At 55.7% G+C, this 17,417-nt stretch carries 13 protein-coding genes; all 13 read left to right on the top strand.

All coding sequences use genetic code 11. From position 1 onward, the window contains the following. Window positions 1–1,497 (top strand): T9SS type A sorting domain-containing protein (locus RDU76_05980; GenBank protein MDQ7798475.1); only part of this gene is annotated, 1,497 nt, incomplete at its 5' end. 272 nt (window positions 1,498–1,769) lie between these two features. Beyond that, complete coding sequence (locus RDU76_05975) at window positions 1,770–3,077, top strand: hypothetical protein (GenBank protein MDQ7798474.1); 1,308 nt, start codon at window positions 1,770–1,772, stop codon at window positions 3,075–3,077. A 401-nt stretch (window positions 3,078–3,478) separates the two neighbouring features. Further along, a complete protein-coding gene (locus RDU76_05970) occupies window positions 3,479–5,959 on the top strand; it encodes a glycogen/starch/alpha-glucan phosphorylase (GenBank protein MDQ7798473.1) in 2,481 nt (826 codons plus the stop codon). 223 nt (window positions 5,960–6,182) lie between these two features. Continuing rightward, a complete protein-coding gene (locus RDU76_05965) occupies window positions 6,183–6,839 on the top strand; it encodes a class I SAM-dependent methyltransferase (protein MDQ7798472.1) in 657 nt (218 codons plus the stop codon). Window positions 6,840–6,932: 93 nt separating this feature from the next. Next, the gene (locus tag RDU76_05960) at window positions 6,933–8,717 is read left to right on the top strand and encodes a M3 family oligoendopeptidase (GenBank protein ID MDQ7798471.1); all 1,785 of its coding nucleotides are present in this window, start codon (window positions 6,933–6,935) and stop codon (window positions 8,715–8,717) included. Window positions 8,718–9,060: 343 nt separating this feature from the next. Next, on the top strand, window positions 9,061–10,803 hold the full coding sequence (locus RDU76_05955; protein MDQ7798470.1) for a metallophosphoesterase: 1,743 nt from the start codon (window positions 9,061–9,063) through the stop codon (window positions 10,801–10,803). 71 nt (window positions 10,804–10,874) lie between these two features. Further along, a complete protein-coding gene (locus tag RDU76_05950; protein ID MDQ7798469.1) occupies window positions 10,875–11,441 on the top strand; it encodes a pseudouridine synthase in 567 nt (188 codons plus the stop codon). Window positions 11,442–11,454: 13 nt separating this feature from the next. After that, entirely contained in the window at window positions 11,455–12,345 is an 891-nt protein-coding gene (locus RDU76_05945; protein MDQ7798468.1) for a hypothetical protein, read from the top strand. A gap of 105 nt (window positions 12,346–12,450) precedes the next feature. Continuing rightward, a complete protein-coding gene (locus tag RDU76_05940) occupies window positions 12,451–13,602 on the top strand; it encodes a hypothetical protein (GenBank protein ID MDQ7798467.1) in 1,152 nt (383 codons plus the stop codon). Window positions 13,603–13,766: 164 nt separating this feature from the next. Then, window positions 13,767–14,471, top strand: a complete 705-nt coding sequence (locus RDU76_05935) for an ABC transporter ATP-binding protein (protein ID MDQ7798466.1) — start codon at window positions 13,767–13,769, stop codon at window positions 14,469–14,471. A gap of 73 nt (window positions 14,472–14,544) precedes the next feature. Then, window positions 14,545–15,492: a tetratricopeptide repeat protein gene (locus RDU76_05930; protein MDQ7798465.1), complete on the top strand. Its 948-nt coding sequence runs from the start codon at window positions 14,545–14,547 to the stop codon at window positions 15,490–15,492. Then, complete coding sequence (locus RDU76_05925; protein MDQ7798464.1) at window positions 15,489–15,743, top strand: hypothetical protein; 255 nt, start codon at window positions 15,489–15,491, stop codon at window positions 15,741–15,743. The genes RDU76_05930 and RDU76_05925 overlap by 4 nt, the downstream gene beginning before the upstream one ends. Before the next feature lie 159 nt (window positions 15,744–15,902). Beyond that, on the top strand, window positions 15,903–17,378 hold the full coding sequence (gene gcvPB, locus RDU76_05920; protein ID MDQ7798463.1) for an aminomethyl-transferring glycine dehydrogenase subunit GcvPB: 1,476 nt from the start codon (window positions 15,903–15,905) through the stop codon (window positions 17,376–17,378). Window positions 17,379–17,417: the final 39 nt, after the last annotated feature.

Here is a 17,417-nt window from a genome sequence, read left to right as displayed (position 1 = left end):
GTGTTAACGTCCATCCCTTCCAACCGGCCGTACAAGATCGACATCAATCCGGTGACCAATAAGATATATGTCGCCAGTCTTCAGACCTCCGGCATAGTAAAGGTCATCGACGGGGCCACCAACGGCACCGCCAATGTGACCGTAGGCAACTGGCCGTCAGGGGTGGCGGTCAACCGGGCCAACAACAAGATCTATGTCACCAACTACAACGACAGCACGGTGACCGAGATCGACGGGGCCACCAACGGCACCAGCACCATCAAGGTGGGTGTCCATCCGGAATGGATCGCGGCCGACCCGGTGACCGGCAAGGTGTTCGTCTCCAACAGCGACGGCAGCAGCCTGAGCATCATAGACTGCGCCAGCCGCAGCGTCAAGACCATGTCCATGCCCTCGGGTCCGCGGCAGGTGGCGGTGAATCCGGCCACCGGCAAGGTCTACCTGGCCTGTTACACCGCCGGACGGGCGGTGGTCATATATCAGACCGTGGAGCAGGATACAAAAGTAACCACCGATGACAACGAGGCCTCATGGAAATATATTTTCACTGGAAACAGCAAAAACCAGGCAGTGACCTCAACCAACCATTGGTCCCCCTACAAAACGACCATAAGCGAAGGGTTTTTCAGCCTGGCCACAAACCAATCTTATTGGAAGTTCGGATCGTACTCCTCCAGTACCGATTCTTCGCTGGACTGGCTGACCGGGAACGACTGGGGGGCCGACACCGCGATCTACGGAGATAATGTTTACCTTCGCGGAGCGCTGGAGACCCAGTCGGCCACAACCAACAATCTGGGCGTCGGAACACCCTTTATGGGCAATATCACAACCTATGTGATGTACCGAATAGATTATGCCGCTCCGGCCATTGTCTGGTGGGACAGCCTGGCCGATGACAACGACTCGCTGGACGGCTACGGGCCCTATACGGTCAAAGCGGTGATCACCGATTTTTCCGGGGTGGATAATGCCACGTTATACTATCAAATGTCTGGCAAATCATGGCCCTCAGTGGCAATGACCAGGGCGGCTGCGGATACCTTTATTGCAGAGATACCGGCTCAAATAGTTACGGAAGGCGATACGGCAGTGATGTCGTATATGATCAACACTGGCGACCATGCCAATATTGCCATTAACGGTAGCAATACGATTTCATCTGATATTCGTACCTTCCGTCTCAGCAACTTGACCGGGGTTGCAGGACAGCCGAGCGATCCGGCCCTGCCCAAAACCTTTGCCCTGCAGGCGGCCTACCCCAATCCTTCCCGGGGGCAGACAGTCATTAAATATCAGCTGCCCAAAGCCGCCAATGTCAAGCTTCAGGTATACAACGTGGCCGGGCAGTTGGTAAAGACCATCAGTGAAGGGCAGAAGCCGGCCGGGTACCATCAGATCAGCTGGAATGACAACATATTATCCAACGGGATCTACTTCTACCAGCTTAAGGCCGGAGTCTTTATTTCCACCAAGAAGCTGTTGATAGTGAGGTAAACTCGGATCAAGGCAGGTTAAACGAAAAAGCTCCGCCTCAGGCGGGGCTTTTAATATTCATTTTTCAAAGTAAAAAAAGCTCCACTTTGTTATTGCAGTCCGGGCGCTATTATTGTAATATTATCACCGGGACACCCCACTGTCTCTCCCCTTGATAGGGGAGATGCGGGCCGGGCAGGCCGGATCAAAGTTGAAAGCATGAAGCTTAAAGAGTAAAAGTCCTTGGTGTCTTGGTGGTTAAACTCCCAATAATAAAATTAATATATTGAATTATGCCGGCAAAGGATCAAGCCAAACGGGCCTGGGTGGTCTCGGTGGACATGGGCTACGGCCACCAGCGGGCCGCCTACCCCCTGAACGAGATCGCCAACGAACGGATCATCACCGCCAACAACGACCAGATCATCTCGGAACGGGAGCGGGGCATCTGGCAGTGGAGCCGCATCGGCTACGAGACGGTCTCCCGGCTGAAGGCCATCCCCGGCATCGGCCAGTTCATCTTCGGGGCCTACGACAGCCTGCAGGCCATCGCGCCGTTCTATCCCTTCAAGGTGAACGCCCGGCCCAATCTGACCGTGCTCCGGGTGAAGGGCCTGATCAGGCGCTGGGGGCTGTGCGGCAGTTTGATCGACTACGTCAAGAAGGAAAAACTGCCCCTGGTCACCACCCATTTCATTCCGGCCCTGGCGGCCGACTACCTGGGGCTGGATGACATCTACTGCATAGTCACCGACACCGACATCAACCGGGTGTGGGTGACGGACAAGCCGGCCCAGACCAGGATCAAATATCTGACACCGTCGCGCCACGCCACCATCCGCTTAAGGCAGTACGGGGTGCCCGAGGACCGGATCATCATGACCGGCTTCCCCCTGCCCCGGGAGAACACCGGAGGCCGGGACCAGAAGGTCCTGAAAAAGGACCTGGCCGAGCGCCTGCCCAACCTGGATCCCAACAAAAAGTTCATCAACGCCTACGACGAGGTGCTGAAGAAATACCTGGGCGAAACCAGGGCCAAGAGCAACCATCCCCTGACCCTGTGCTACCTAGTGGGCGGGGCCGGGGCCCAGACCGAGATCGGCATCACCATCGTCAAGGCCCTGCAGAAGAAGATCTGCACCGGCAAGATCAGGGTCAACCTGGTGGCCGGCACCCGGCTGGACGTGGCCTCGTATTTCAACCGGGAGTTGAAGGCCCTAGGTATCGATCCCCAGACCAACTCGGGGGTCAAGGTGATCTACGCCCTGGACAAGCGGGCCTATTTTTCCATCATCAACCAGGAGCTGCGGACCACCGACATCCTGTGGACCAAGCCCTCGGAGATGTCTTTCTACACAGCGCTGGGCCTGCCGGTGATCATCGCCCCGCCGGTGGGGGCCCACGAGAAGTTCAACCAGGAGTGGCTGGAGCACATCGGCTCGGGCTTCGTCCAGGAGGATCCCCGCTACGTGGACCAGTGGCTGTATTACGTGCTGGAGAGCGGGAAATACGCCGAGGCCGCCTGGCACGGGTTCATGAACGCGCCGTCGATGGGGACCTACAACATCGAGGATGCCCTGTTCGGCAAAGCGGGGGATTAATTGAACGCTGATTTACGCTGATTTGATGGATTTGGTTTTAGGATAGCGTAATCCTTAGGTTGGTAAGCCAGCCTGGCTATCCGAAGGATCTGCCCGCGAAAAGAACGAAAAAGGTTTTGGTGCCGACCCCGCCCCCCTGGCGGTAGTGTCATTCCCGACATCTCCATGCCAATCAGCTTCCCTCTCCGTTGCGGGGAGAGCCTGCACTGAGTAAAGCCGCTGTTGTGCCAAACGAAGTGGGGTGAGGGTGGGGTTGGGAATCCAGGGCAAACATAAATAAGTGACAAATAATTGTAGGGGCGATCGGCAATCGCCCCGGCACGGACCCCACCCCTGCCCCTCCCCCGAAGGGAGAGGGGGAAACCATTCATTTTATAAACCTGTAATAATATTCATCGACCATGCCGGAAAAGAAAATAAAAATATCCGACGAGGTGACCCGCCAGGGGGTCGACAAAGAGTCGCTCAAAAGATCCTTCCTGGACCACATCTCCTTCTCGCTGGCCAAGGACAAGTATTCGGCCACCCAGCGGGACTACTATCTGAGCCTGGCCCTGGCCATCCGGGACCGGCTGGTGGAGCGCTGGGTGCGGACCCAGCAGCGCTACTACCAGGTGGACGCCAAACGGGTCTACTATCTGTCGCTGGAATTCCTGATGGGCCGCAGCCTGGGAAATTCCATCATGAACCTGGAGATGGATTTCGCCTGCCGCAAGGCCCTGGAGGAGCTGGGATTCGACCTGGAGGAGATGATGGAGGTGGAGTGGGACGCCGGGCTGGGCAACGGCGGCCTGGGCCGGCTGGCGGCCTGCTACCTGGACTCGATGGCCTTCCATGCCCTGCCGGCCTACGGCTACGGCATCCGCTACGAGTACGGGATATTCCTCCAGAAGATCCAGAACGGCTACCAGGTGGAGACCCCGGACAACTGGCTGAGGTACCAGAACCCCTGGGAGCTGCCCCGGCCCGAGCACCTCTATCCGGTGAAATTCTACGGACGGGTGGAAATTGATAAATGGCCCGACGGGCGGCCCCGCTTCCTGTGGCAGGATGGCGAGGAGGTGATGGCCATGGCCTACGACACCCCGGTGCCGGGCCACGGCAACGACACCGTCAACACCCTGCGGCTGTGGTCGGCCAAGGCCACCCGGGAGTTCGACCTCAGCTACTTCAACAGCGGGGACTACGTGGCGGCGGTGGAGGACAAGAACCAGAAGGAGAACATCACCCGGGTGCTGTACCCCAGCGACAATGTCTACCAGGGCAAGGAGCTGCGCCTGAAACAGCAGTATTTCTTCGTTTCGGCCACTTTGCAGGACGCCATCCGGCGCTATAAAAAGACCCAGCCGGACATGACGGCCTTTCCCGAGAAGACCGTCTTTCAGCTCAACGACACCCACCCGGCCATCGCCATCCCGGAGCTGATGCGATTGCTGATGGACCAGGAGGGCCTGGAGTGGCAGGAGGCCTGGGACATCACCGGCCAGGTGTTCGCCTATACCAACCACACCGTGCTGCCGGAGGCCCTGGAGCACTGGCCGGTGGATATGATCGAGCGGATGCTGCCCCGTCATTGGCAGATCATCGGCGAGATCAACCGCCGGCTGATGGACGAGGTGGAGAAGAGGCATCCCGGGGACCAGCATAAGAAACAAGCCATGTCCATCATCTCGTCCGGCCCCCAGCCCCAGGTGCGGATGGCCCACCTGGCCATCGCCGGATGCTTCTCGGTGAACGGGGTGGCCGAACTGCACACCCGGATCCTCAGGGAGATAGTGTTCCCGGAGTTCAACCAATTCTTCCCCGGCAAGTTCAACAACAAGACCAACGGCATCACCCCCCGCCGCTGGCTTAAGAAATGCAACCCGGGCCTATCCGAGCTGATCACCAAGCATATCGGGCCGGAGTGGATCAAGGACCTGTCGCTGCTCAAGGAGCTGGCCCCGCTGGCCGGGGACTCTCTGTTCCGCGAAAGGTGGCGGGTGGTCAAACGGGAGAACAAGATCCGGCTGGCGGAATACATCCGGACCCACAACGGGCAGGAGATCAACGTCAATTCCCTGTTCGACGTCCAGGTAAAGCGTTTTCACGAGTACAAGCGCCAGCTGCTTAACGTGCTGGGGGTGATCGCCCAGTACAACCGCATCAAGAAGGACCCCCAGGCCCCGGTGGTGCCGCGCACCGTCATCTTCGGCGGCAAGGCGGCCCCCGGATATTTCATGGCCAAGCTGGTGATCAAACTCATCAACTGCGTGGCCGACAGGGTCAACAGCGACCCCGATATCGGCAACAAGCTCAAGGTGGTCTTTCTGGCCAACTACGGGGTGTCGCTGGCCGAGCTGATCATGCCGGCCGCCGAGCTGTCGGAGCAGATCTCCACCGCCGGGATGGAGGCCTCGGGCACCGGCAACATGAAATTCGCCCTCAACGGGGCCCTGACCATCGGCACCCTGGACGGGGCCAACATCGAGATCATGGAGGAGGTGGGCCAGGACAACATCTTCATCTTCGGGCTGACGGCCGAGGAAGTATCCCAGTTAAGGGCCAGGGGCTACGATCCTAAAAACCAGTATCATTCCAACGGCCAGCTCAAAGAGGTGCTGGACCAGCTGGACGGCGGCTTCTTCTGCCGGGAGGATCCCGGGCTGTTCAAGCCCATCGTGGACAGCCTGCTGAACAAGGGCGACTACTATCTGCTGCTGGCCGACTTCGCCTCCTACATGGAATGCCAGGACCGGGTCAGCCGGACCTATCTCGATCCCGACCAGTGGTCCGAGAAGGCCATCATCAACGTGGCCAACATGGGCAAATTCTCAAGCGACCGTTCCATCAAGGAATACGCCGAGCAGATATGGAAGGCCCGATCGGTGCCGATAGAATAGGCGATAGTTAATAATTACTGGTTATCAGTTTTTGGTTAATTTCATAATAATCAATCCGAAAAGCATGATACCTAATATTTTTGATATAAATATAACTGATATTTCACATATAGACACTCATGAAATTAAATGTCTCTTATGTCAACGCAGGGATATTGTTCCCGTCAACAGCTTTTTAATTAACGGACAAAAATTCCATACTGTGCGTTGTCTGCATGACGGCATGATGTGGTTAGACCCTCAACCTGATCAAGATTTTTACGATTATATTTATTCGAAGCGATATCACAATACAGGGATTGATGACCCCCTGTATGAGCAAGCGACACTTGATGTTTTTGATGATCCGGCGGCATTGCAGAATGTGGCCGAGATGCGCTTGAATGATATCGAACGTTTTGCTGCCAAAGGAAGATTTCTTGAAGTGGGTTTCGGGGCCGGCTATACGCTTAAAGAGGCACACCGCCGTGGTTGGGAAACATATGGGATTGAAACCGAAGAACGGTGTATTCGGGAAATACAAGGTTCGGGGTTCAATGCAATAAAAGGCGATTTTTTAGACCAAAACGAGACAGAAAAATATGATGTCATAGCCATGTATAGTGTAATTGAGCACATTCTTGATCCCGAAGTGTTTCTTCGGAAAGCTTCTTCATTGCTTAGAAAAAACGGTTTATTGGTTTTACGGTTGCCGGACACTGAAGCCCAAGGCCCTACGGTTTCGTTAATAGCCCATGTTTTTCATTTTAATGCCCACACTATTCTTTTATTCCTAAGGCAATGCGGGTTCGAAGCGATCTGCATAGATGGTTTCGGATTATGGAAACCACGCAAATATCCCGGTGAATTGTGGAACATGAATGTTTACAGCAAAAAATAAATTTAACTTGATCAAGCATAGCTATCAGTAATTATAAGATGATTTGATATCATCGCCGCAAACAACATCACCAAATATATGGAAGGACTTTATATGGCAGGGCAGGAGTTAAAGTGGAATCTTAATGACATCGTGGCCAGGGGAAAATTCGACCAAACCTATGCCGGGATCGAAAAGGACATCGCCGGGATGGCGGAACAGGTAAAACTGCTCAAGCCCCAGATGTCGCTGGCCGAATTCAAGCAGGTCATCGAATTCCGCGAGGACCTGAAGACCAGGGTGTCGAAGATCTCTTCTTACGGCGAGCTGTGGGAGAACGCCGACCTGAAATCGCAGGACGCCAAGCTGTACAAGTCACGCACCCAGGACCTGGGCATCAAATTGTCCGATGCCCTGCTGCCGCTGGAGCACTGGCTTAAAGGCCTGGCGGTGGAAGGGATGGAGAAGCTGGACGATTTCAACGCCAACCGGCTGTTCGCCGCGCTGCCGGACCTGGAGTATGTGTTCAAATACAACCGGGCGGCCGCCCAGCATACATTGAGCCAGGGCGAGGAGAGGCTGATCACCCGCAAGAGCGTCACCGGCTCCCAGGCCCTGGTGGATATGTACAACCTGATCACCGACAGCTTCGAGTATAAATTCCAGCCCAGGGGCGGAAAGGCAAAGGTATTCAAGACCCAGGGCCAGGTGCGCAATTACTATTACAGCGCCAAGGCATCGGAGCGGGAGGCGGCCTATAAGGCCGTCTTCAAACCCTACCATGACAACGAGGACAAGCTGTTCGTCATCTACCGGGCGCTGGCCAAGGACTGGGACAACGACGCCAAACTGAGGAACTTCCCCGGCCCCATCTCCATGCGAAATTTCTACAACCGGGTGCCGGATGCGGCCATCGAGACCCTGCTGGAGGTCTGCCGGAGGAACGTGGGGATATACCAGGATTTCTTCCGCCACAAGGCCAAACTGCTGAAGATGAAGAAGCTGCGGCGCTACGACCTGTATTCTCCTCTGGAGACGCCTAAATCCAAAATGCCGCTGCCGGAGGCCAAAAAGCTGATACTGGAGATCTTCCGCGACTTTGCCCCGGGCTTTGCCGACAAGGCCGAATCCATCTTCAAGGCCGACCACATCGACAGCCATCCCCGGCCGGGCAAGGACACCGGGGCCTTCTGCTCCGACATCGCGCCGGGGGTCACCCCCTACATCCTGCTCAACTACACCGGCAATAATTCCTCGGTGGCCACCCTGGCCCACGAGCTGGGACACGGCGTCCACGACCTGTACGCCCAGAATCATTATTATACCTCGTCGCACACCACCCTGCCGCTGGCCGAGACCGCCTCCACCATCTCCGAGCTGATGGTCTTCGAAAGGCTTTTAGGCCAGGCCCGGTCCGACAAGGAACGCCGGGCCATGCTGCTGGAGAAGCTGGGCGACTCCTACGCCACGGTCATCCGTCAGGCCTATTTCGTGATGTTCGAGAACCAGGCCCACCAAAGGATATCCCAGGGCATCAAATCCGACCAGCTGAGCGATCTGTATATCAAGCAGCTGCGCTCCCAGCTGGGCTCGGCGGTGGAGGTGGCCGAGGAGTTCCGCAGCGAGTGGGCCTACATCCCGCACATCTTCCAGACCCCGTTCTACTGCTACGCCTACAACTTCGGGGAGCTTTTGGCCCTGGCCCTGTTCGCCCGGTACAAGGACCAAGGCAAGCCCTTCGTGCCCAAGATCGAGAAGATCCTGGCCTACGGCGGCTCCCAGAGCCCGGAGGTGATCATCAGGGAGGTGGGGATGGACATGTCCTCGCCGGAATTCTGGCAGGGAAGCTTCGAGGTGGTCAAGAGCTGGCTGAGCGAGCTGAAGAGACTGTCAAAATAACCATTCCAAGGGCTGCCGGCATCCGGCAGCCTTTTTTGGTGACGTCAGCTGGAGAAAGACGGACCCCTCTCCGGCCTCTCCCCCAAAGGGAGAGAGGCCCAATACTATATTTTTGGGTTGCGGAAATACGCAACCTGTAGTAATATGAAAAAATGATCACCTTGGTTTCTTTCCTCATCGAGCGGCTCAACAATTCGCGGCTGGGGCGGGAGGATCCCGCCCTGCCGCTTCAGCAGTCAATAAAAAAATGAAATTTCAGGGCAGGCTCATCCCTGATAAATCAGAAGAGGGTCGATCTTGCCTGTCACGAAATATATTAGCAATCAAAACTATCGGAGGCATTATGAAGAAAATAGTTATGATCCTAACCCTTCTGGCGGCGGCCCTGATCCAAAACGGCTGGACGGCCAGGCCGGCCGGGCCCGGGGATAATTTCCGTTTGGTGGTGCTGGCCGACCGCACCGGCGGAGCCAACCAAAAGGCCTTCGAGATGGTGCTGAAGGACATCGAGCGGATAAAACCGGACCTGGTGGTGACGGTGGGAGATCTCATCCAGGGCTATGCTGACTCGGCCGGGACGGTCAAGGACTGGGATGCCACCCTGCCGATGTTAAAAGCGCTCTCCTGCCCGGTGTACCTGACCCCCGGCAACCACGACATCACCACTCCCGAGGTGCGCAGCATATTCATCAAAAAGACCGGACGCAACCCCTATTATTCCTTCGATCACCAGAACAGCCATTTCATCGTGATGGACAACTCACTGGTGGAGACCCTGGACCAGATGGATCCCGCCCAGATCAGGTGGCTGGAGAAGGACCTGAGATCGCTCAGGAACAGATCCGGCATCTATATTTTCATGCACAAGCCGTTCTGGGCGGCGGGGGTGGGGGCCGGACAGCCGGACAAGCTGCACGACCTGTTCAAGAGATACAAAGTTACGGCGGTGTTCGCCGGGCACTGGCACAATTATGCCTCGGAGGTCATTGATGGCATCCGCTACGTGGTGATGGGCAGCTCCGGGGCGGATATCGGCCCTTCGGAAAATATCAGCCTGGCCGGCTTCTACCAGTACCTGTGGGTCACCGTCAAGGACGGAAAATTCAGCTCGGCATTGGTGCGGGCCGGCAATACCTTTGATCTAGATCACGTCAGCCTTAAGGAGGAGACCTTCGCCCATCAGATACCCACCAAGGCGGTGTTTGTTGATGGGCCGGAACTGATCGAGGGCAGAAAATTATCATCCCTGGAGGCCGAGGTCAGGATCAAGAATCCCACAGACAAGCCTATAAAAACCGAGATCTTATGGGAGACCGGCCAGAACTGGAAGGCTGTCAAGAACAGCATCCCGGTGGAGATAGCCCCCGGCGACAGCTTGAAGTCCGTCTTCAGGTTCAAAGGCTCCGGAACCCTGTATCCCCTGCCGGTGATGAAAATGTCCTATCCCTTCGGGCGCGATAAATCTTATAACCTGGAGATGAGCCCCAATGTGATCCGGATCCTGGAGTGCCCCCGGGCCAAAAAGGCCCCGGCCATCGACGGCCGGTTCGATAAGGATGAATGGCTGGGGGCCGGCAAGATAGCCGATTTCTGCGGCTGGGACGGCAACCCGGCATCGGCCGATCCCACCCAGGTCTACTTCATGCACGATGGGGAGGACCTTTATATCGCCGCGGTCTGCCGGGACACCATCATGGCCCAGCTGAAGACCGCCAAGACCGTCCGGGACGACCAGGTGTACAACGACGACTGCATCGGATTCCTGTTCGCCGCCAATAAGGACACGGTCTACCAGATGTATGTCAATCCGGCATCCACCGTCTGGGACCAGCTGATAGACAACACCCGCGACGATCTGGACCAGAAATGGAACGGCGGCTTCCAGGCCAAGGCCCTGGCCGGGGAAAGGGAATGGGTGCTGGAGATGAGGGTGCCCTTGAAGGATGTCGGCCTGCCGGTGCTGAACAGGGATGCCGAGATCAGGATGAACATCCGCCGCAAGCAGCAGCGCAACAACCAGTCGGCCCTGTGGATGTACGACTGGTCGTACCAGACCAAGAACTTCGGGGTGGTCAGGTTCAAATGACCAAGCCTGGAGCATGATGAATGCTGGGGCCGGCGGGTTGTCCGCTGTCATAAACAGAAAGGGGTAAAACAATGCTGATCGCTTTCAACAAACCATACGGGGTGCTGTCGCAGTTCACCTCGGACGATCCCCGGCATGTGACCCTGGCCAAGTTCGGCTTCCCCAAAAACGTCTATCCCCTGGGCCGGCTGGACGCCGACTCCGAGGGCCTGCTGCTGCTGTCCGACGAGGCCGAGCTGAACGCCAAACTGCTGAATCCCCGGCAGGGCCATTCCCGCACCTATTGGGTCCAGGTGGAGAACATCCCCGGGGAGAAGGATCTTTTAAAACTGCGAAAAGGGGTGACCATAAAGGGGCATCCGACCCTTAGCTGCCAGGCAATGATCCTGGATCCCCAGCCCGAGATGGAGGAACGCGACCCGCCCATCAGGTTCCGCAAAAATATCCCCACCTGCTGGCTGGAGATGACCTTGACCGAAGGCAAGAACCGCCAGGTGCGCCGGATGACCGCGGCCATAGGATATCCCACCCTGCGGCTGGTGCGGGTCGGTATCGGAAATTTTCGGTTGAGCGGCCTTAAGCCGGGACAGCGAAAGCCGGTGACTGCCGGGGAAAGACGCAAGATATTTAACATTTAAAGAGGTAATAAAGATGCCTATTAAAAGAATCACCGTTGCTCTGCTGTTTTTGGCCGGGTGTTGCTTCTGGATCACGCCGGGTCTGGCCCAGCAGCCGATCAAGGGCCGGCTGCGGGTGGCGGATTCCACCTTCATCCAGATCGTTAAAACGTCAGACGGCTCCAGCAACGTAGGAAGCATCATTCAAATCGATTCTGTCAATATCGTATTGCAAACCTCGGTGACGGCAATGACCATTCCCATCGCCAAGATCACCGAGATCCAGGAGATCCAGACGGGATCCATCAAGGATGGAGAATACTGGTTTCCCAATCCCAACACTACCCGGCTGTTCTTCGGGCCCACCGCCCACATGCTCAAAAAAGGCGAGGGCTATTTTTCCGACACCTACATTTTCTTCCCCCAGGTGGTGGTGGGCCTTACCGATAACATCACCCTGGGAGGCGGAATATCCCTGTTTCCCGGGGGCGGCGGCAACCAGATAATTTTCTTCATGCCCAAGGCCGGGATGCCGGTCAACGAAAAATTCCACCTGGCCGGAGGGGCGTTGATCATCAAGGTTCCTGATTTCGACCAGGAGGCCTCGACGGTGGGGATCCTTTACGGGGCCGGCACCTACGGCGGACCCGACCGCAGCTTCACCGCCGGACTGGGCTACGGTTTTGCGGGCGATGAGATGGCCGATCGGCCGATGGTGATGGTGGGCGGGGAGTACCGCCTGTCGCGCCGGGTATCCTTCGTCACCGAGAACTGGCTGTTTCCCGGCCTGGACCAGCCGCTGGTCTCGGCCGGCTTTCGTTTCTTCGGCGAGGGGCTGGCGGTGGACCTGGCCCTGGCCAACGTGCTGGGCGAGGACATGATCACTCCGGGGATCCCCTTCATAGATTTCGTCTATAACTTTTGAACACCCGATGCTGCCGATAGAACATAACTCACGGCCCGCCGGACAGGGTAGGAAATCACTCCCAGGTCATCGAAGCCTAACTGGCAAACCAACATTGACGACATTATGGAAATAAAACCCAAAAATGCGGTCGTGACCGTAATTCTGGTCCTGATCGCCGTTGAGCTGGTCTTCATCATCAAGGGCAACGGGCATCTCGAAATGCTCCAGAGCCGGAGGGCCAGACTTGAGGAGGCCATAGAACTATCCAATCAGGGGGTGGCGCTTTCCCGGCAGGAGGAATATCCCGGGGCCCTCAAGCTCCTGGAAAAAGCCCGGAGGCTGGCCCCGGAAGATTCGCTGATAGGGGAGAATCTCCAGGCGGTCTATTTCAATTCCGGCCTCAGCCAGATTCATCAGGGAAAATACCAGGAGGTGCTGGAGCTCTCCGGCCGGGGCCTGAAACTGATGCCGGAAAAACCGGCCCTATGGTACCTGCGGGCGGAGGCCTGGTATGGTCTGGGCAGGAACGATTCCTGCCTTTCCTGCCTGGGCAGAGCCTATGAACTGAATCCCGGGGATTCGGCGATAAGCGGCCTGTTGGACGGCTTGGACAACCGCTGCCGCCGGGAGGACGGCCTGGAGGCCAGCCAGACCGGGTATTTCGACATCAGGTTCGAGGGCGGGGAGAACCGGGAGATGGCCGACAGGATACTTTTCATGCTGGAGGGCATCCGGGACAGGCAGGGGGCACTGTTCGGCTGGCAGGCCCAAAGGAACATCAGCGTGATACTCTACAATAACCAGCAGTTCTCCGACATCACCAGCCTGGCCTCCTGGGCCGGGGCGGCCTTCGACGGGAAGATCAGGGTGCCGGTGGCCGATTACCGGGAGGACCAGGAAGTGCTGGAGAGGGTGCTGACCCACGAGTTCGTCCATGCCCTGCTGTTCGAGATCGGGGGCCGGAAATTTCCGGGATGGTTCAACGAGGGTCTGGCCCAATATCAGGAGGGACAGCGGGCCGCCGATCACGCCTACCTTCCGTTATCCCAGCTGTCAGGTTCGTTCATGACCCTGGATCGGGAGGATGCTCAGCAGGCCTACCGGGCCAGCCTGTCGGCGGTAAGTTTCCTGGTCGAGGACAACGGATGGGATATGGTCCGGCTGTTTGTGGACCAGATGGGGCAGGGGGGTGATTTTAAAGGGGTTTTTAAGGCATCATTCAATCTGTCGGTGGAGGAGTTCGACCGGAAATGGAAGAGGGGCATCGATAAATAAATAGCAGGGTGAAGTATACTGTATACAGTATTTGGTATTCAGTATACGATATGCAGTATCCGGTAAAAAGTGTTGAGTATACAGTGTGCGGCAGACAGCATTCGGTAAAAGAATTCAAGTAAAATCTTTGTGAACTTAGTGCGCTTTGTGGTTGAAATGATATCATGTTAAAAGTATCAGAACTTCAAGTCTCATACGGCAGCCTGGAGGTGCTTCACGGGATCACCTTCCGGGTGGATCCCGGGGAGATAGTGGCGGTGCTGGGCTCCAAAGGGGCCGGCAAGAGCACAGCCATTTCGGCCGTCTCCGGGATACTGCCGGTCCGGGGCGGGAAAATAGAATTCTCCGGGCAGGAGATCAACGGCCGGCCGGCCGACGATATCGTCGGCATGGGGCTGGTGCAGGTGCCGGAGGGCAGGAGGATATTCCCCGGGCTGACGGTGCTGGAGAACCTGGACCTGGGGGCCTACCTGATTTCCGATAAAAAACAAAAGCAGGAATCGTTGGGCAAGGTCCTGGACATCTTTCCCAAGCTCCGGGAACGAAAAGGGCAGAAGGGCGGTACGCTGTCCGGCGGGGAACAGCAGATGCTGGCCATCGCCCGGGGGCTGATGGCCGCTCCCAAAATGCTGCTGCTGGATGAGCCCTCGCTGGGCCTGGCCCCCATCATCGTGGACCGGATATTCCAGGTGATCCAAAACATCCGGCAAAGCGGGACCACGATTCTTTTAGTGGAGCAGAATGCCCAGCGCTCTCTGGAGATAGCCGACCGGGGCTACATTCTGGAGACCGGCAATATCGTACTGGAGGGGGCAGGCAGGGCACTGCTGAATAACGAAAAAGTGAAGGCCAGCTATCTGGGGGCGTAAGGGTTGACCCCTCCCTGGCCCTCCCCCAGAGGGAGAGGGAATATATTATGATTGCAAAATAAAGAAATCATCGATGAATACCGCGAGGAAAATATTCTGGGAAAAGTTTTACCTGAACCCACACGGCAATATCTCCGATATTTACGAGAGTCGGGGAGAGGTGCACCATTTGATAGGTAATTACGATCAGGCTTTGTCTGATTTTAGCAGGAACTTATTCGTCAGCGAAAAATTAAAGGACGAAAAAAGAGAAGCAAAAGCTATAGGTCAAATAGGGAATGTTTATTTGCACCAAAGCGACTTTGAAAAGGCAGAAACAAGATTCCATGATTCTTTAGCTTTGTATAGAAAAAATAATGGCAGTGAAGGCATGGCGTATTGCTATCGGCAATTAGGCAAAACTTTCCAATATAAGGAAAAATTCCAGGAAGCGAGTGAATTATTTAATAAATCACTTGAAATATATAATAATCTTGAAGAAGAAAACGGCGTTAATGCAGTATTGTTGAACATAGCGGATAATCTTATAAGTATCGAAAAATATAGTGAAGCCTTAAAGCTGATCCAAGGGAAATTATTATTATTGACAAATAAAGTCAACCTAATAAGAGCTTACCAAGTATGCGGAAAAGCAATGCGTGAAATGGGGAATCATGAAGGAAGTATAGAGTATTTTAACAAGGCATTTTCACTCTCCCGGGAAATTGGCGAAAAGAGCAGTATGGTTAATATATTGTGTGATATAGGATTAGAATACTACAACAGAGACGATTATCCTAAAGCAAAAGAATTGTTTAAAGAATGCCATAACCTAGCCGTTCAACAGAATATGACCTTTATGAAAGTTGTGGCCCTTTTAAACATCGGTGATGTCTGCCATAGAATGAAGGATGATCGGGAGGCAATGATCTACTTAGATAAAGTCATTTCACAAGATGTAAACATTGTGGGAATAAAAAACGAAGCTAAAAGGCTTATCGAAGAAATTCAATTTGTTTTGAAAGGAGGTGAAAAAAGATGATTTATATTGGTATAAGGTTAGCCGGAAAGAAATATATTGTTCATCCAACGACGGAACAGGCCTACCAGAATTCCAATGCCCTTAAAGAGAATAATATCTGGTATTATACTTCGGAAAAATCCATCGATGAGTTTGCCATTGCCGGAGCTTTTGGAACCTATGATTCCCTGGCGGAAGCAGAAAATGCTGTTAAGGCGGTGGATCCCGGGATCCAGAACGTTTATAAGCCCCCAGCACCACCAGCGGAGTGATAAATTAAAAGCGCCCATAAGGGCGCTTTTTTGATCTATACTAATGATTTTGAAGCTGGTAAGTGATGCATTAAGCAACCATAATTTTATCTTGACATCATCCACTCTTTAATGATATCCTATGCTGTTATGCTACAACACATTGTTTAAAGGATTTCCATGATCGAGAAGAGCATTTTTGAACTGTCATCCGCCGGCCGCAAGGGGCATCCCCTGCCGGCCTGCGATGTGCCCGTCAAGCCCGTCAGCCAGATGATCCCCGAGAAATATTTGCGACCGGAACTGTCCTGCCTGCCCCAGGTCTCGGAGATAGACGTGATGCGCCACTTCGTCCGGCTGTCCACCCTGAACCACCATGTGGACAAGGGTTTTTACCCGCTGGGCTCCTGCACCATGAAATACAACCCCAAGGTCAACGAGGATATGTCCCGCCTGCCTGGCTTCACCGGGCTGCATCCAATGCAGGACCAGGCGGACCTGCAGGGGGCCCTGCGGCTGATGAAAGACCTGGGCGGCCAACTGTGCCGGATCGCCGGGCTGGAGGCCATCACCCTGCAGCCGGTGGCCGGGGCCCACGGCGAGCTGACCGCCCTGATGATGATCCGGGCCTACCATGCCAAGAACGGAAATCCCAGAAAGAAGATACTGATCCCCGACTCGGCCCACGGCACCAACCCGGCCTCGGCCACCATCTGCGGCTACCAGTCGGTCCAGATAAGATCCAATGCCCAGGGGCTACTGGACCCCGAGGACCTGAAAGCCCACCTGGATAACGAGGTGGCGGCCCTGATGCTGACCAATCCCAACACCCTGGGGCTGTTCGAAAAGAACATCTGCACCGCCACCAAAATGGTCCACGATGTCGGCGGCCTGGTGTTCATGGACGGAGCCAACCTCAACGCCCTGATGGGCATCGTCCGGCCCGGCGACATGGGCATCGACGCCATGCACTTCAACCTGCACAAGACCTTCGCCACGCCCCACGGCGGCGGCGGCCCGGGCGGGGGCGGGGTGGCCTGCACCAAGGCGCTGGAGCCATTCCTTCCGGTCCCCACGATCGGGGCTCGAGAAGCGAAAAGCGAAAATCGGGAAACCGAATATTATTTGAACTACGACCGGCCCGACAGCATCGGCAAGGTCCATTCCTTCTTCGGCAATTTCCTGGTGATGGTCAAGGCCTACACCTACCTGCGGATGCTGGGGCCGGAGGGCGTCCGGGCGGCCTCGGAGAACGCCATCATCAATGCCAACTACATCATGCGCTCGCTGGAGGGGATCTACGACCTGCCCTACAAGGCCCACTGCAAGCATGAGTGCGTTTTCTCCGGAACCAAGTTCCGGGAGAAGGGGGTCAAGACCCTGGACATCGCCAAGCGGCTGCTGGATTACGGCTATCACGCCCCGACCATCTATTTCCCGCTGATCGTGCCCGAGGCCATCATGATCGAGCCCACCGAGACCGAGAGCCGGGAAACGCTGGACGCCTTCATCGACGCCATGAAGAAGATAGCGGAAGAGATCGAAACCAATCCCGAAATTGTAAAGAGCGCGCCCAACAATACGCCCATCGGCCGGCTGGACGACGTCAAGGCGGTCAAGGAGCCGAAGCTAAGATATTCAGGGAAGTGTCTGTAGACCCCTCCCTTAAATCCCTCCCCGATGCGGAGAGGGTAA

It is taken from the genome of Candidatus Edwardsbacteria bacterium (genome assembly GCA_031082425.1).
Classification (GTDB): domain Bacteria; phylum Edwardsbacteria; class AC1; order AC1; family EtOH8; genus UBA2226.
Note: the sequence above shows the minus strand (reverse complement) of the source record. Positions and strands in the feature narration are given on the sequence as shown.

What these genes read in the sequence shown, in the direction of transcription:
- RDU76_05975 (MDQ7798474.1), top strand. Translation starts at nt 1,770, where the DNA reads ATGCCGGCAAAGGATCAAGCCAAACGGGCCTGGGTGGTCTCGGTGGAC.
- RDU76_05970 (MDQ7798473.1), top strand. Translation starts at nt 3,479, where the DNA reads ATGCCGGAAAAGAAAATAAAAATATCCGACGAGGTGACCCGCCAGGGG.
- RDU76_05965 (MDQ7798472.1), top strand. Translation starts at nt 6,183, where the DNA reads ATGATGTGGTTAGACCCTCAACCTGATCAAGATTTTTACGATTATATT.
- RDU76_05960 (MDQ7798471.1), top strand. Translation starts at nt 6,933, where the DNA reads ATGGCAGGGCAGGAGTTAAAGTGGAATCTTAATGACATCGTGGCCAGG.
- RDU76_05955 (MDQ7798470.1), top strand. Translation starts at nt 9,061, where the DNA reads ATGAAGAAAATAGTTATGATCCTAACCCTTCTGGCGGCGGCCCTGATC.
- RDU76_05950 (MDQ7798469.1), top strand. Translation starts at nt 10,875, where the DNA reads ATGCTGATCGCTTTCAACAAACCATACGGGGTGCTGTCGCAGTTCACC.
- RDU76_05945 (MDQ7798468.1), top strand. Translation starts at nt 11,455, where the DNA reads ATGCCTATTAAAAGAATCACCGTTGCTCTGCTGTTTTTGGCCGGGTGT.
- RDU76_05940 (MDQ7798467.1), top strand. Translation starts at nt 12,451, where the DNA reads ATGGAAATAAAACCCAAAAATGCGGTCGTGACCGTAATTCTGGTCCTG.
- RDU76_05935 (MDQ7798466.1), top strand. Translation starts at nt 13,767, where the DNA reads ATGTTAAAAGTATCAGAACTTCAAGTCTCATACGGCAGCCTGGAGGTG.
- RDU76_05930 (MDQ7798465.1), top strand. Translation starts at nt 14,545, where the DNA reads ATGAATACCGCGAGGAAAATATTCTGGGAAAAGTTTTACCTGAACCCA.
- RDU76_05925 (MDQ7798464.1), top strand. Translation starts at nt 15,489, where the DNA reads ATGATTTATATTGGTATAAGGTTAGCCGGAAAGAAATATATTGTTCAT.
- gcvPB (MDQ7798463.1), top strand. Translation starts at nt 15,903, where the DNA reads ATGATCGAGAAGAGCATTTTTGAACTGTCATCCGCCGGCCGCAAGGGG.